Below are 13,084 nucleotides of genomic sequence, written 5' to 3' on the forward strand. Positions count from 1 at the left end.
GTGACGCGCCGCGCGTTCAGGCCGCGCGGCGGCCCTGCGTGGCGTCGATGAGCGGCACGCCCGTCAGACGCTGCAATTCGTCGAAGCCGATATCCGGGAAGATCTCGCGCACCGCCAGGCCTTCGGGCGTCACATCGAGCACGGCGAGATCGGTATAGATGCGGTCCACGCAGCCCACACCCGTGACCGGATACGAACACGTCTGAACGATCTTGCTTTCGCCTTGCTTGGTGAGGTGCTCCATCATCACAAAGACCTGCTTTGCGCCGATGGCGAGGTCCATCGCGCCGCCCACGGCTGGAATCGCATCCGGTGCGCCGGTGTGCCAGTTCGCGAGGTCGCCCGTCGCCGATACCTGGAACGCGCCGAGCACGCAGTAGTCGAGATGGCCGCCGCGCATCATCGCGAACGAATCGGCATGGTGGAAGAACGCGCCGCCCGTGAGCAGCGTGACGTGCTGCTTGCCGGCGTTGATGAGTTCGTCGTCCTCTTCGCCCGGCGCGGGCGCGGGGCCCATGCCGAGCAGACCGTTCTCGCTGTGCAGGAAGATTTCCTTGTCGGCATCCAGATGGTTCGCGACCAGCGTGGGCACACCGATGCCGAGGTTCACGTAGGCGCCTTCGGGAATATCGCGCGCGACGCGCTTCGCCATTTCATCGCGGGTAAGTCGTTTCATGAAGTGTCTCCGTCCTTCAGGCTGCCTGTTGCGACCGTGGCGACCGTTGCGCGGCGTGCGCCGCCTGCGGCACCTCGATCACGCGTTGCACGAAGATGCCGGGCGTGACGATCACTTCGGGATCGAGCCCGCCCAGCGGCACGACTTCTGAAACCTGCGCGATGGCGACCTTCGCGGCGCTCGCCATGATGGGCCCGAAGTTGCGCGCCGTCTTGCGGTAGACCAGGTTGCCCCAGCGGTCGCCCTTATACGCCTTGATGAGCGCGAAGTCCGCATGCAGCGGCGATTCGAATACGTAGTGCTTGCCGTCGATCAGGCGCGTTTCCTTGCCTTCGGCCAGCTTCGTGCCGTAGCCCGTGGGCGTGAAGAAACCGCCGATGCCCGCGCCCGCCGCGCGAATGCGTTCCGCGAGATTGCCCTGCGGCACCAGTTCCAGTTCGATTTCGCCGGCGCGATAGAGGCCGTCGAACACCCACGAATCCGTTTGCCGCGGGAACGAGCAGATGATCTTGCGCACGCGCTTGGCCTTCAGCAAAGCCGCGAGACCGGTGTCGCCGTTGCCGGCGTTGTTGTTCACGATGGTGAGTTCGCGCGCGCCCTGCTCGATGAGCGCGTCGATCAGTTCCGACGGCATGCCCGCCGTACCGAAGCCGCCGATCATCACGGTGGCGCCGTCGTGAATGTCGGCCACGGCCGACTGAAGCGACTCGAAAATCTTGTTGATCATGCCAGGTCCTCGGCCATTCCATGCCATTCCGGGCGGCGCCCGACGTTGCTGCGCGGCGCCGCTCATTCACTACACGGGCACCGCTCCAACCGCGAATCACGCTGCTGATTCACAAGAAGCGGCAGCGTGCGCTGGAAGTGTTCGACTCGCGTCGTTGTTCGCATAAAGAACTACGATTCGATTAACGAACATCTCGGCGCATTATCGGAGGCGCTGACGCGCCTTGTCAAGGCAGGGGCTTCCATGAGCAAAAAGGCCGTCCTCGCGGGACGGCCTCCTCTGTCTTGATACTTGATACGCGTCTGATACGGGCAGCAATCCGCTTACGCAGCGAACGGCAGGCCCACGTAGTTTTCCGCGAGCGAGCGCGCCGCCGCCTCGGACTTCGTCACGTAGTTCAGTTCCGACATCTTCAGGCGATTGACGAACGGCGTGTCGTCGGCCGACGGGTGCAGCATGTTCGTCATGAACCACGAGAAGTGCTCGGCGCGCCAGACACGTTCGAGACACGTGGACGAATAGGCGTCGAGCAGGTCCGTGCGTCCGTCGCGATAGCGCGCGGCCAGCGCCTTCGAGAGCACGCGCACGTCGGCCACGGCGAGGTTCATGCCCTTCGCGCCCGTGGGCGGCACGATGTGCGCGGCGTCGCCGGCAAGGAACAGCCGGCCGTACTGCATCGGCTCCGCCACGAAGCTGCGCATCGGCGTCACGCCCTTTTGCAGGATCGCGCCTTCCGCGGGCTGCCAGCCGCCGTCGTTTTCGAAACGCGTTTTCAGTTCGGACCAGATGCGGTCGTCGGACCACTGTGCGAGATCTTCGTCCGGTGCGCATTGCAGATAGAGCCGCGTGATGGTGGGCGAACGCATGCTGTACAACGCGAAACCGCGCTCGTGATGGGCATAGACCAGTTCGGCGGCGTTGGGCGCGGCCTCGGCCAGAATGCCGAGCCACGCGAACGGATAAACGCGCTCGTAGGTGCGCAGCACCGAGGCCGGAATCGCGTTGCGCGACACGCCGTGAAAGCCGTCGCAGCCCGCAATGTAGTCGCACTCGATGCGCTGCTCCACGCCCTGGTGCGTGAAACGCACCTCGGGGCGGTCGCGCTGCGCATCGCCTGCGAGGCCGTGCAGCGATACGCCGCTCGCTTCGAAGAACATCTGGTGGCGGTGCTCGTCGGCGGCGTCGATCAGGTCGCGCACCACCTCGTGCTGGCCGTAGATCGTGATAGCGCGGCCGCCCGTGAGCCCCGTCATGTCGATGCGATGGCACTTGCGCCCGAACAGCAGGTCGATGCCGTGATGCACGAGCCCTTCGCGCTGCATGCGCGCGCCGAGCCCCGCTTCGTTGATCGTATCGACGGTGCCCTGCTCCAGCACGCCGGCGCGAATGCGCTGCTCGCAGTACTGGCGCGACTGCGCCTCCACGAGGATCGAATCGACGCCTTCGCGCCGCAGCAGATGGGAAAGCAGCAAGCCCGCCGGGCCTGCGCCGACGATGGCAACCTGGGTGCGCATGTTCGTCTCCTGAACAATTTTTCGAATGGTGGAGCGATTGTCGGCGCTTTCCCCAATATGCGGCAACCGCATTCCGGGCATAGCTTGTATACGCGAACACGATAGTGCCGCGCCGCCCGCCACGCTTCACCCTGCCGATGACCGACCTCGACCTGAACCTGATTCCGTACCTCGTTGCCATGGAGGACACGCGCAATGTGAGCCGCGCCGCCGAGCGCCTCGGCGTAAGCCAGCCGCGCGTCAGCACCGCGCTGGGACGCCTGCGCGAATACTTCGGCGACCCGCTCTTCGTGCGCACCTCGCGCGGCATGGAGCCCACGCCGCGCGCGCTCGCCCTGATCCCGGCCGCACGCGACGCGCTCGTGCGTATCGAAAAAGGCATGCTGGAAGCTCAGGACTTCGACCCGGCCACGACCACGCGCACGTTCTCGCTCGCGCTTTCGGACGTGGGCGAGATCGTGTTCCTGCCGCGTCTGCTGCAACTCTTTGCCGAGCGCGCGCCGCGTGCGAGCCTGCGTTCGGTCTCGCTGCCGCCGGCCCAGGTGGAACGCGGACTGGAATCGGGCGACGTGGATCTCGCCGTCGGCTACTTTCCCGATCTCACCGCGAGCAACTTCTTTCAGCAGCGTCTCTTCACGCACCGCTTCATCTGCCTCATGCGCAGCAACCATCCGCAGGTGGGCGAGAAGCTCACGCTCGAGCAATTCCTCTCGCTCGGCCACGCCGTGGTGCGCGCCGAGGGCCGCAGCCAGGAAGTGCTCGAACGCTTCCTCGAAAAGAAGCGCCTGCACCGCCGCGCCGTGCTGGAAACGCCGCACTTCATGAGCCTGCCCTTCATTCTTGCGCGCACGGATCTCGTCGCCACCGTGCCGCACGCCATCGGCTTCGCGTACGTGGCCGAACACGCGTCCATCAAGCTCGTCGAGCCGCCCATTCCGTTGCCGCGCTTCGATCTCAAGCAGCATTGGCATCGCAAATTCAACAACGACGTGCGCACGGGATGGCTGCGCAGCGTCGTCTCCGAACTCTTCAACGACGCCATGGACGAGTGGCCCAAATGACGTCCGGGCGTCCAGGTGGGGGCTTTCGCCAGGCACGCACGGACACAAAACGTGGAACAATGGCCGACACCCCAACGGCGCAACGCCAGATGGACCAGCAGACAGGAGTGGATGGATGACCGACGCAACGAGGACCGCAAGTCACGCGAAACCCGCACAGCAAGACACCGGTGCGGCGAAAAACGGCGCCGAGCCGCGGCCCACACGAGAAGAAGCCGAAGCCGCGGTGCGCGTGCTATTGCGCTGGGCCGGAGACGACCCCAGGCGCGAAGGTCTCGTGGATACCCCGGCGCGCGTCGTACGGTCCTTCGAGGAATTCTTCGCGGGCTACGCCACCGACCCGCGCGAGATTCTGGCCCGCACGTTTGCCGAAGTGGACGGCTACGACGAAATGATCGTGCTCAAGGACATCCGCTTCGAGAGCTACTGCGAGCACCATATGGTGCCGATCATCGGGCGCGCGCATGTGGCCTATCTGCCGGATCGTCGCGTGGTGGGCATTTCGAAGCTTGCGCGGCTCGTGGACGCGTTTGCGAAGCGCCTGCAGATCCAGGAAAAGATGACGGTGCAGATCGCGGATACGCTCAACGAGGTGCTACAGCCGCGCGGCGTGGGCGTGATTCTCGAAGCGTCGCATCAATGCATGTCGACGCGCGGCGTGCATAAGGCCGGCGTGGAAATGGTCACGTCGCGCATGCTGGGCACCTTCCGCACCGATCCCTCGACGCGTCGCGAATTCCTTTCCATCGTCGGTAATCCGGTGGGAACGAGTATCGCCAATACGTGAGGCGGCGCGAGGCTCGCGCTGATCCCGCTGGTCGCACTGGTCCCGCTAATCGCGCGCTTCGCGTGGCGCCGCATGCAGCGGCGTCCCGCCCGACGTAGTGCCTTGCGCCGTGCTGCGCTGCCGCGCACGTCCCACCGTGGCAAGCAAGATGGCGCCGAGCACGCAGGCCATGCCGGCCAGTTGCGCCGGCCTGATCGTCTCGTGCAGCAGCAGCGCCGCGAACACGAGCGACGACACCGGTACGAGCGCAGTTGTCACGCTGGCCTCGCCGCCGGTCACGCGCTCCGAGCCCGCGTACCAAAGCATGAAGCCCGCCACCGTGGGCACCAGCGCGTAGTAGACGACGCCCATTACCGCAGGCGCGTCGAAGGCAGCACGCCAGGGCGCCTCAAACAGCGCCGGCACGATGGCGACACAGAAGCCGATCCCGCTCATCAATGCGGACAACTGCAACGGCGTCACCGTTGCGCGCAGCTTCCGGTTGATGAGGATGAACAGGGCCTCGCACACCACCGCGGCAAACACGAGCGCATTGCCCGCGAGCGCCTCGGGAGCGCGTTCGTTGCCCACGGTAATCCACGACGTGCCGGCCGCACTCAACGCTGGAAGCGGCACGGTACACACGAGCACCCCCGCCGTCGCGAGCGCGACGGCACCGGCAAGCGCCGCGCTCATCCGCTCGCCCAGCGCAACCACCGCCACGAGTGCCGACACCGCCGGCAACGTGCCCGCAATCACGCCCGCATCGGCGGCAGATGCGAGCTTCATTCCGCTAATGAGCAGGACCGTATAACCGACGCTGCCCGCGCCGGCTTGCGCGAAGACCAGCAACGCATCGCGCAGATCCAGACGCGGCCAGCGCACGCCGCGCACACGCATGATCGCGAGGAACAATGGAAACGCGATCGCGAAACGCAACGCGGTGGCCGAGAACGGCGCGAGCCCCGCCGCAATCTCGCGGCTCACCACTACGGTGCTGCCCACGCCGATCATCGCGAGTCCGCAAAACAGATAGCCCACGTGCCTCGAATTCATGCTGCGCGCTCCATGACAGGGAATGGAGCGCAGCTTAGGGTCCAGCGTCGTGGAGGGTCTTGAACGAAATTGCAGCGTGAGGGTGCGACGTACCGCGTGCAACGTACCGCAGCCCACGTGGCTGCTTATCGCACTGCACCGGCGTAGACGGCCGGCGTCACGCCGAACATGCGCACGAACGCGCGCGTCATGTGGCTTTGGTCCGCGAAGCCTGCACTGGCGGCCGCATCGGCAAGTGCAAGGCCAGACGCAATCGAACGCCGCGCCAGCATGACGCGGCGCTGGACCAGATAGGCATGTGGCGTCATGCCGACGTCGCGTGCAAATGCCCGCAGCAGCTGGAAGCGGTTCATGTCGGAATCCGCGGCGAGCGCTGCGAGTGTGTGTGGTGCCGAGGGATCGTCGTCGATGCGGGCCTTGGCGTGCGCGACCGACCCGGGCGCGAGACGTCGGGGCGTCAACGTAGCGTGCGACTCGATCGCGCATTCGAAGAACGCGGCCAATGCCTCGTCGCGAACGAGTGCGTCGGGGTACGCCACAGGATCGGTGGCAATCGCAAAGAGTCGCTCGAACAGCTTTTTCAATCGAGGGTCGTACACGACGGGACGCGTCAATTCGAGGTTGCATGCGTTCGTGCCCGCAAGCTCGCGCGCGGCATCGAAGACGAGCGACGGCTCGAAGTACAGCATCTGCCATGTGCGACCGCGTTCGTCGAAGGGGCGGCCGTCATGAACCTCGCCGGGATTCACGGTGATGACGTCGTTCGTGCGCGCTTCCACCGGTCCGCGCCCGCTCGCCGAGCGATGCCCGCCGTGCGTGATGACGCCTACGCCGAAGTGGTCGTGCGAGTGCCGTGCGAACGTGTGTGACGTGGCGGCGGCGGTGGCCTCGACGCCGGCAATCGCGCTGCGCAGCATGCGCACGCGGCCTGATGGCGCGCGTTTCATGGCCACGCATGCGGACCGTTCACGTCGGCCGCCCTGCTTCGTTGCGTTCCACTTCGCGCGCCTTGCCCTGCGTCACGCTGCTGCCCGGCGGCACGCTGTGCGTGAGCCACACGTTGCCGCCGATCACCGAGCCGCGACCGATCGTGACGCGGCCCAGAATCGTTGCACCCGCATAGATCACGACGTCGTCCTCGACAATCGGATGCCGCGCGTTGCCCTTCACGAGCGTGCCGTCGGTGTCCGCCGCAAAGCTCTTCGCACCGAGCGTCACCGCCTGGTAGAGCCGCACGCGTTCGCCGATGATCGCGGTCTCGCCGATCACCACGCCCGTGCCGTGGTCGATGAAAAAGCTGGGGCCGATCTGCGCGCCCGGGTGAATGTCGATGCCGGTGGCCGAGTGCGCAATCTCGTTGATGAAGCGCGCGAGCAGCGGCACGCCGAGCCGGTGCAGCGCATGCGCGAGCCGATGATGCGTGACCGCGAGCACGCCCGGGTAGCACAGCAGGATTTCGGTGATGTGCTGCGCGGCCGGGTCGCCGGCATAGGCGGCCTGAATGTCGCTGACCAGCAGCGCGCGAATGCCGGGCAACTGCTTGCCGAACTCGCGCGCCACGTCGAAGGCACGCACGCGCAGCAATTCGTTCGGTGTCTCCGCATGCTCGGGCAAAAAGCGCAGCGCGCGGCGAATCTGCTCAGCGAGCAGTCGCAGCGTGCTTTCCAGCGTGTGTCCAACGTAATAGTCGACGCTTTCGTCCGTCAGATCGGGCGCGCCGTAGTGCGTGGGAAAGAGCGCTGCGCGCAGCCCGTTGACGATGCCGACCATCGCCTCGCGCGACGGCAATTCGCGAATACCGCGCGGGTGGCGCGTTCGATGCAGTTCCTCGCGCGACGCGCGCAGCTCCGCGACGATCTGCTCCAGGCCCCAGTTCGAAGAAGACGGATTTGACATGGTGACAACGACAGCCGCGCGTGGCACGGCGAAAAGTGAAGTGTCCCCAGAGATTACCGCGTTTTGTCGTGAATCGCCGCACGGGCGGGGCATGCGCGCGTCGTGTCGACGTGCGATGCAAGCGGAAAGACGCGCCTTCGCGCGCCTCAGATGGTTATGCTGCTGGCGTCGATCCAGCGCACGGCCCAGTCGCGCGCGTGGGCGATGGCGGCGGCTTCGTCGGTGAAGCGCAGGTCGGTGGGAAAGAAGCGGTTAGCGACGAGTTCGCCGTCGCTGGAGCGTGAAATGACCACGTAGGGTTGCCAGCTGCCGTCGCCGGCACGCGCCGGGGCGCAATTCAGCAGATAGCCGCGATGCGTGAATGCAGCGTCGAAGTGCATGAGTGTCACCCGCCCTGACTGCCCTTGTCTGGTTCAAAAGGCGCGTCGGGAACTGCCGTGAAACCCACACCCGGCCGCTCGATGAGGCCGTTGACTACGCACGCGCCAACTGTCGAAAGAGGATCATACTCTCAAGAAAATTGGCGATCCAAGGAAAAAAGCAAATTACCGCGAGCTGTTCAAGTCGCGAACAAAGGCACGGGTGGTAGGGCGCAAAGCCATCAGGAAAAGTACCAGGACGTCATGTCTCTTGCGCGCTTAGTGGATCTCCGGTTCGCCTGCATTCTGCGCGCCACCTGCACCGCCTCGTTGCAGGAAATCAAAGTCGCAGCCCTTGTCGGCCTGCATGACGTGGATCTGATGCATCGCGCCGTAGCCACGCGTGAAGCGCGGCGGCGGCGCCACCCACTCGGACTTGCGGCGCGCCAGTTCTTCGTCGGAAACCAGCACGTTCAGCTTGCGCTGCGGCACGTCGAGTTCGATGAGGTCGCCGTCGCGCACCAGCGCAAACGGTCCGCCGATGAACGACTCCGGCGCCACGTGCAACACACACGCGCCGTAGCTCGTGCCGCTCATGCGTGCGTCGGAGATGCGCACCATGTCGCGCACGCCCTTTTGCAACAGCTTCTTCGGAATAGGCAGTTGGCCCCACTCGGGCATGCCCGGCGCGCCGACGGGACCCGCGTGTTGCAGCACGATCACGCTGTGTTCGTCGACGTCGAGCGATTCGTCGTCGATGCGCGCCGCCATGTCGTTGTAGTCCTTGAACACCACGGCGCGGCCCGTGTGCACGAGCAGATGCGGTTCGGCCGCACCCGGTTTGATGACGGCGCCGTTCGGCGCAATGTTGCCGCGCAGCACCGCGAGGCCGTTGTCGGGCAGGAGCGGCGCGCTGCGGCGGCGGATCACGTCGTCGTTGAAGACCTGCGCGTCTGCAATGTTTTCGCCGATTGTCTTGCCGTTTACTGTCTTCTGCGTACCGTCGATCAGATCGCCCAGTTCCTTCAGCATCGCGCGCAGGCCGCCCGCATAGAAGAAGTCTTCCATCAGGTACTCGCCCGTCGGCCGGATGTTGGCGAGCACCGGCGTGCGGCGCGAAATGTCGTCGTAGCGGTCGAGTGTAAGTTCGATGCCCGCGCGGCGCGCCACCGCGATCATGTGCACGATCGCGTTGGTCGACCCCGACAGCGCGAGACATGTGGTCACCGCGTTATCTACGGAGCCTGCCGTGAGAATGTCCGAAGGCTTCAGGTCTTCCCACACCATCTCGACGATGCGCATGCCCGTCTTCGCCGCCATTTGCGCGTGCCGCGAATCGGGCGCGGGAATGGATGCGAAACCCGGCAGCGTGAAGCCGAGCGCCTCGGCCGCGCTCGTCATGGTAGACGCCGTGCCCATCGTCATGCAGTGGCCCGGCGAGCGCGCAATGCCGCCTTCCACGCCCTGCCAGTCGTCTTCGGTGATATGTCCGGCGCGCAGTTCGGCCCAGTACTTCCAGGTGTCCGAGCCGGAGCCCAGCGTCACGCCGTTCCAGTTGCCGCGCAGCATCGGGCCGGCCGGCAGGAAGATGGCGGGCAGATCCATCGATATCGCGCCCATCAGCAGCGCCGGCGTCGTCTTGTCGCAGCCGCCCATCAGCACGACGCCGTCGGCGGGATACGAGCGCAGCGTCTCTTCCACCTCCATCGCGAGGAAGTTGCGATAGAGCATGGTGGTGGGCTTCTGGAACGGCTCGGAAAGCGTCTGCACCGGCAGCTCGATGGGAAAGCCTCCGGCCTGCCAGATGCCGCGCTTCACTTCCTCCACACGCTGCTTGAAGTGCGTATGGCACGGATTGATTTCGCTCCACGTATTGAGAATCGCAATAACGGGCTTGCCTGCGTATTCTTCGCGGCTGTAGCCCATCTGCGAGGTGCGCGAACGATGGCCGAACGAGCGCAGGTCGTTGACGCCATACCAACGGTGGCTGCGCAGCGTTTCCGGGGTCTTTCTCTTCGTCACTTTCTCTCCTTCACACGCGAAACGATCTGGGTCGGGCTCACGAACTGCAGCGCGATGATCACCCAGATCAGCGTGATCGCCATGTAGATCATGGCCATGGCGTCGATGGATTGCGGCGCCCGCACGCCCGTCGAGAATACCGCGTAATAGAGCGCGACGACGAGCGTCTGCGTGGCGGGCCCCGCCGTGAAGAACGTGAGTTCGAAGAGGCCGATGGTGCGAACCAGCACCAGCAGACCCGCCGCGAGCATACCCGGCACGAGGAGCGGCAGCAGCACGTAGCGGAAATAGCGCAACGTGTTCGCGCCGAAGATGCGTGCAGCGGCTTCGAGGTTCGGGTCGATCTGTTCGATGAACGGCGTCATCACGAGAATCACGAACGGCAGCGCCGGCACGAGGTTCGCAAGAATCACGCCGCTCAGCGTGCCTGCGAGACCGAACTTGTACATGGCGGTGGCCATCGGAATGCCGTAGGTGACAGGCGGCACCATCAACGGCAGCAGGAACACGAGCATGGCAAGCCGCTTGCCGCGAAACTGCACGCGCGCGAGCGCGTAGGCCGCCGGCACACCGAGCACGATGGAAAGCAGCACGACCGCGCCCACCACTTCGACCGTGACCCACAGCACACTCGCCAACTGGAAGTCGGACCAGGCCTGCGCGTACCAGTGAAGCGTGAACCCTTGCGGCAGCGGCGTGCCGAACCAGCGCGTCGCGATCGAGTTGATCGCCACGGTGGCAATGAGCAGCAGCACGTTGAGCAGGAAGAACGCCATCGCGCCCCACACGAGCGCTTTCCATACGAGGTCGGGCAGACTCGCGCGCGGCCCTCGCCTCGCCGGCTGCTCGCCACGGCGGCCGTGGTTGCGCGATGCGCTGTCGTCCTCGCTGCTCGCGGACAGGTTCATGGCGGCAGGCGACGACGCCGCCGCGCCGGCATTCGATGCCAGCTCGCGCGGCACGGAGCGGCGCCACGCGTGCCTCGCCTCGCGATCGGTCGTCATCAGCCTTTTCCTCCCGTGGTGGGTCCGCGATAGAAAAAGCGGCGCGCACCCAGCATCGCGGCCACGACGATCAACTGCACGAAGCCCATCACGATGGCGACGGCCGAAGCGAGCGAGTAATCGTAGTTCTCGAACGCGGCCTCGGCGGCGGCAATCGACATCACGCGTGTCGGCCCCGCAGGCGCGCCGAGCAGCACCGCGGACGGAAACACCGAGAACGCCTGCACGAACGAAAGGCACGCCGCCATCGTGAGTCCGGGCACGAGCAGCGGGAAATAGATGCGGCGGAATTGCTGCCACGGCCCGGCGCCGAGCGTGGCGGCCGCGCTCGCGAGCGTCGGGTCGATGCCCGTGACGTAGGAGAGCGTGAGCAGAAACGCGAACGGAAAGCCCGACACCACGAGCGAAATCAACACGCCCCAGTAGTTGTGCGTGAGCCGCACTTCGTCGGCATAGAGATGCAGCACGTGCAGCGTCTGCGGGAACCAGCCGTTCGGGCCGAAGTAGGTGAGCATGCCGTCCGCGATCAGCACGGTGCCGAGCGTGACCGGAATCACGAGCAGCGTGGTAACGAGCTTCTGATACGGCGACGGACGGCGCAGCGCAAACGCCACCGGCACCGACACACCGACGTTGATGAGCGTGGCCGGCACGGCGAGCTTGAGCGTGACGAGAATCGTCGGCCAGAGTGAGGTGTCGGAAAAGAACGTGGCGTAGTTGGCCCAGATGCCGCCGCCATTCATCGGCTGGAACGACAGCACGAGCCCGTACGCAAACGGATAGATGAACAGCGCGACGATGAAGACAAGCGCGGGCGTGACGAGCCAGCGCTTCGGATCACTGGGCGCTGCGGCAGTTGTGGGTAGCGTGGCAGCGTTCGCGTTCATGGCGCCTCCACGTCGTAGACCAGCGTGCGAGCGGCCGGCACGCGCAGCCTGATGCGCTCGCCATCCGAAAATTCGCCGGCCAGCCGTGCCCACAGTGCGCCGAACGCGGTCTGCACGCGAATCAGCGAATCGCGGCCGCCGTATTCGACGGTTTCCACTTCGGCGTCAAAGGCGTTCTCGGCGCCGGGGGCGGCACGCTCGATGTCCTCGGGTCTCAGCGCAACGCTCACGGCCTTGGCGCTGAACGCTTCCATCGGCGTGCCGACCAGTTGCACGCTGCTGTTTGCGAGCCGCACCCGCTCGCCCTCGGCGGCTTCCAGCGTGAACGGCACCACATTGCGATAGCCCATGAAACGCGCGACGTGCAGATTCTTCGGCCGCCCGTACACCTCTTTCGGCGTGGCGACCTGCTGCACGACGCCCTCTTTCATGACGACGATGCGGTCTGCCATCGAAAGCGCTTCGTCCTGGTCGTGCGTCACGTAGAGGGTCGCGCGCTCCAGCTGGCTATGAATGCGCCGGATCTCCGCGCGCATCTCGATACGCAGTTTCGTGTCGAGATTCGAGAGCGGCTCGTCCATCAGCACGAGCGGCGGCTCGATCACGATGGCGCGCGCAATCGCCACGCGCTGCTGCTGGCCGCCGGACAACTGCCCCGGCAGCTTGCGCTCGTGTCCCACGAGTTGAACGAGTTGCAGCGCCTCGCGCGCGCGCCGCTGCGTTTCGCCCTTCGCCACGCCGCGCATCTTGAGACCGAAGCCCACGTTGTCGAGCACGGACATGTGCGGAAACAGCGCGTAGTTCTGGAACACCATGCCGAAGCCGCGCTTCTCGGGCGGCAGCACGTCGATACGCCGGTCGTCGAGCCAGATGCCGCCGCCCGAAAGCGGCTGCAGTCCCGCGATGCAGTTCAACGCCGTGGACTTGCCGCAGCCCGACGGCCCGAGCAGCGCGATGAACTCGCCGCGGCGGATATTCAGATCGAGCCCCTGCAAGGCCGCCACCGCATGGCCTTCTGTGCTGGTGAAGCTGCGGCTCACGGATTCGAGACGCAGTTCCTCAAAGTGACGATTCATCGTGCGTTCCTCGTCTTTCCGTCCGGTATGGGGACGGCTG

General features: G+C 65.6%; 13 protein-coding genes. 2 read left to right on the forward strand and 11 right to left on the reverse strand.

Annotated elements, in window-relative coordinates; translation table 11 throughout:
• Window positions 1-16: 16 nt before the first annotated feature.
• The 3 genes from P2869_RS28635 to pobA all read right to left on the reverse strand — a co-directional run bounded on the left by P2869_RS28635 (window position 17) and on the right by pobA (window position 2,917).
• Entirely contained in the window at window positions 17-676 is a 660-nt protein-coding gene (locus tag P2869_RS28635) for a CoA transferase subunit B (RefSeq protein WP_026121465.1), read from the reverse strand.
• Between the two features lie 16 nt (window positions 677-692).
• Window positions 693-1,403, reverse strand: a complete 711-nt coding sequence (locus P2869_RS28640) for a 3-oxoacid CoA-transferase subunit A (RefSeq protein WP_017774935.1) — start codon at window positions 1,401-1,403, stop codon at window positions 693-695.
• A 323-nt stretch (window positions 1,404-1,726) separates the two neighbouring features.
• The gene (gene pobA / locus P2869_RS28645) at window positions 1,727-2,917 is read right to left on the reverse strand and encodes a 4-hydroxybenzoate 3-monooxygenase (RefSeq protein WP_277598719.1); all 1,191 of its coding nucleotides are present in this window, start codon (window positions 2,915-2,917) and stop codon (window positions 1,727-1,729) included.
• Window positions 2,918-3,054: 137 nt separating this feature from the next.
• On the opposite strand from pobA, the gene P2869_RS28650 reads away from it, so the two are divergent.
• Both P2869_RS28650 and folE read left to right on the forward strand, forming a co-directional pair.
• Window positions 3,055-3,978 carry a LysR family transcriptional regulator gene (locus tag P2869_RS28650; RefSeq protein WP_017774933.1) on the forward strand — a complete coding sequence of 308 codons (924 nt, stop codon included), beginning with the start codon at window positions 3,055-3,057 and terminating at the stop codon, window positions 3,976-3,978.
• Window positions 3,979-4,093: 115 nt separating this feature from the next.
• Window positions 4,094-4,765, forward strand: a complete 672-nt coding sequence (folE, locus tag P2869_RS28655) for a GTP cyclohydrolase I FolE (RefSeq protein ID WP_126876933.1) — start codon at window positions 4,094-4,096, stop codon at window positions 4,763-4,765.
• Window positions 4,766-4,810: 45 nt separating this feature from the next.
• Here folE and P2869_RS28660 read toward each other — a convergent pair whose 3' ends face one another.
• From P2869_RS28660 to P2869_RS28695, 8 genes are all read right to left on the reverse strand, one after another.
• The gene (locus P2869_RS28660; RefSeq protein ID WP_277598720.1) at window positions 4,811-5,800 is read right to left on the reverse strand and encodes a DMT family transporter; all 990 of its coding nucleotides are present in this window, start codon (window positions 5,798-5,800) and stop codon (window positions 4,811-4,813) included.
• 125 nt (window positions 5,801-5,925) lie between these two features.
• A complete protein-coding gene (locus tag P2869_RS28665) occupies window positions 5,926-6,747 on the reverse strand; it encodes an AraC family transcriptional regulator (protein ID WP_277598721.1) in 822 nt (273 codons plus the stop codon).
• A gap of 19 nt (window positions 6,748-6,766) precedes the next feature.
• Window positions 6,767-7,696: a serine O-acetyltransferase EpsC gene (epsC, locus tag P2869_RS28670; protein ID WP_126876930.1), complete on the reverse strand. Its 930-nt coding sequence runs from the start codon at window positions 7,694-7,696 to the stop codon at window positions 6,767-6,769.
• 146 nt (window positions 7,697-7,842) lie between these two features.
• The gene (locus P2869_RS28675; RefSeq protein WP_017774928.1) at window positions 7,843-8,076 is read right to left on the reverse strand and encodes a hypothetical protein; all 234 of its coding nucleotides are present in this window, start codon (window positions 8,074-8,076) and stop codon (window positions 7,843-7,845) included.
• 258 nt (window positions 8,077-8,334) lie between these two features.
• Window positions 8,335-10,077: an L-arabinonate dehydratase gene (gene araD / locus P2869_RS28680; RefSeq protein ID WP_277598722.1), complete on the reverse strand. Its 1,743-nt coding sequence runs from the start codon at window positions 10,075-10,077 to the stop codon at window positions 8,335-8,337.
• Entirely contained in the window at window positions 10,074-10,853 is a 780-nt protein-coding gene (locus P2869_RS28685; RefSeq protein ID WP_240658946.1) for an ABC transporter permease, read from the reverse strand. Before P2869_RS28685 ends, araD begins: the two co-directional genes overlap by 4 nt.
• A 227-nt stretch (window positions 10,854-11,080) precedes the next feature.
• Window positions 11,081-11,968, reverse strand: a complete 888-nt coding sequence (locus P2869_RS28690; protein ID WP_017774925.1) for a sugar ABC transporter permease — start codon at window positions 11,966-11,968, stop codon at window positions 11,081-11,083.
• Entirely contained in the window at window positions 11,965-13,044 is a 1,080-nt protein-coding gene (locus P2869_RS28695) for an ABC transporter ATP-binding protein (protein WP_277598723.1), read from the reverse strand. The genes P2869_RS28690 and P2869_RS28695 overlap by 4 nt, the downstream gene beginning before the upstream one ends.
• Window positions 13,045-13,084: the final 40 nt, after the last annotated feature.

Source organism: Paraburkholderia sp. SUR17, assembly GCF_029536165.1.
Taxonomy (GTDB): domain Bacteria; phylum Pseudomonadota; class Gammaproteobacteria; order Burkholderiales; family Burkholderiaceae; genus Paraburkholderia; species Paraburkholderia kururiensis.

Coding starts and splice junctions, on each gene's coding strand:
- P2869_RS28635 (WP_026121465.1), bottom strand. CDS start 676: ATGAAACGACTTACCCGCGATGAAATGGCGAAGCGCGTCGCGCGCGAT.
- P2869_RS28640 (WP_017774935.1), bottom strand. CDS start 1,403: ATGATCAACAAGATTTTCGAGTCGCTTCAGTCGGCCGTGGCCGACATT.
- pobA (WP_277598719.1), bottom strand. CDS start 2,917: ATGCGCACCCAGGTTGCCATCGTCGGCGCAGGCCCGGCGGGCTTGCTG.
- P2869_RS28650 (WP_017774933.1), top strand. CDS start 3,055: ATGACCGACCTCGACCTGAACCTGATTCCGTACCTCGTTGCCATGGAG.
- folE (WP_126876933.1), top strand. CDS start 4,094: ATGACCGACGCAACGAGGACCGCAAGTCACGCGAAACCCGCACAGCAA.
- P2869_RS28660 (WP_277598720.1), bottom strand. CDS start 5,800: ATGAATTCGAGGCACGTGGGCTATCTGTTTTGCGGACTCGCGATGATC.
- P2869_RS28665 (WP_277598721.1), bottom strand. CDS start 6,747: ATGAAACGCGCGCCATCAGGCCGCGTGCGCATGCTGCGCAGCGCGATT.
- epsC (WP_126876930.1), bottom strand. CDS start 7,696: ATGTCAAATCCGTCTTCTTCGAACTGGGGCCTGGAGCAGATCGTCGCG.
- P2869_RS28675 (WP_017774928.1), bottom strand. CDS start 8,076: ATGCACTTCGACGCTGCATTCACGCATCGCGGCTATCTGCTGAATTGC.
- P2869_RS28685 (WP_240658946.1), bottom strand. CDS start 10,853: ATGGCGTTCTTCCTGCTCAACGTGCTGCTGCTCATTGCCACCGTGGCG.
- P2869_RS28690 (WP_017774925.1), bottom strand. CDS start 11,968: ATGAACGCGAACGCTGCCACGCTACCCACAACTGCCGCAGCGCCCAGT.
- P2869_RS28695 (WP_277598723.1), bottom strand. CDS start 13,044: ATGAATCGTCACTTTGAGGAACTGCGTCTCGAATCCGTGAGCCGCAGC.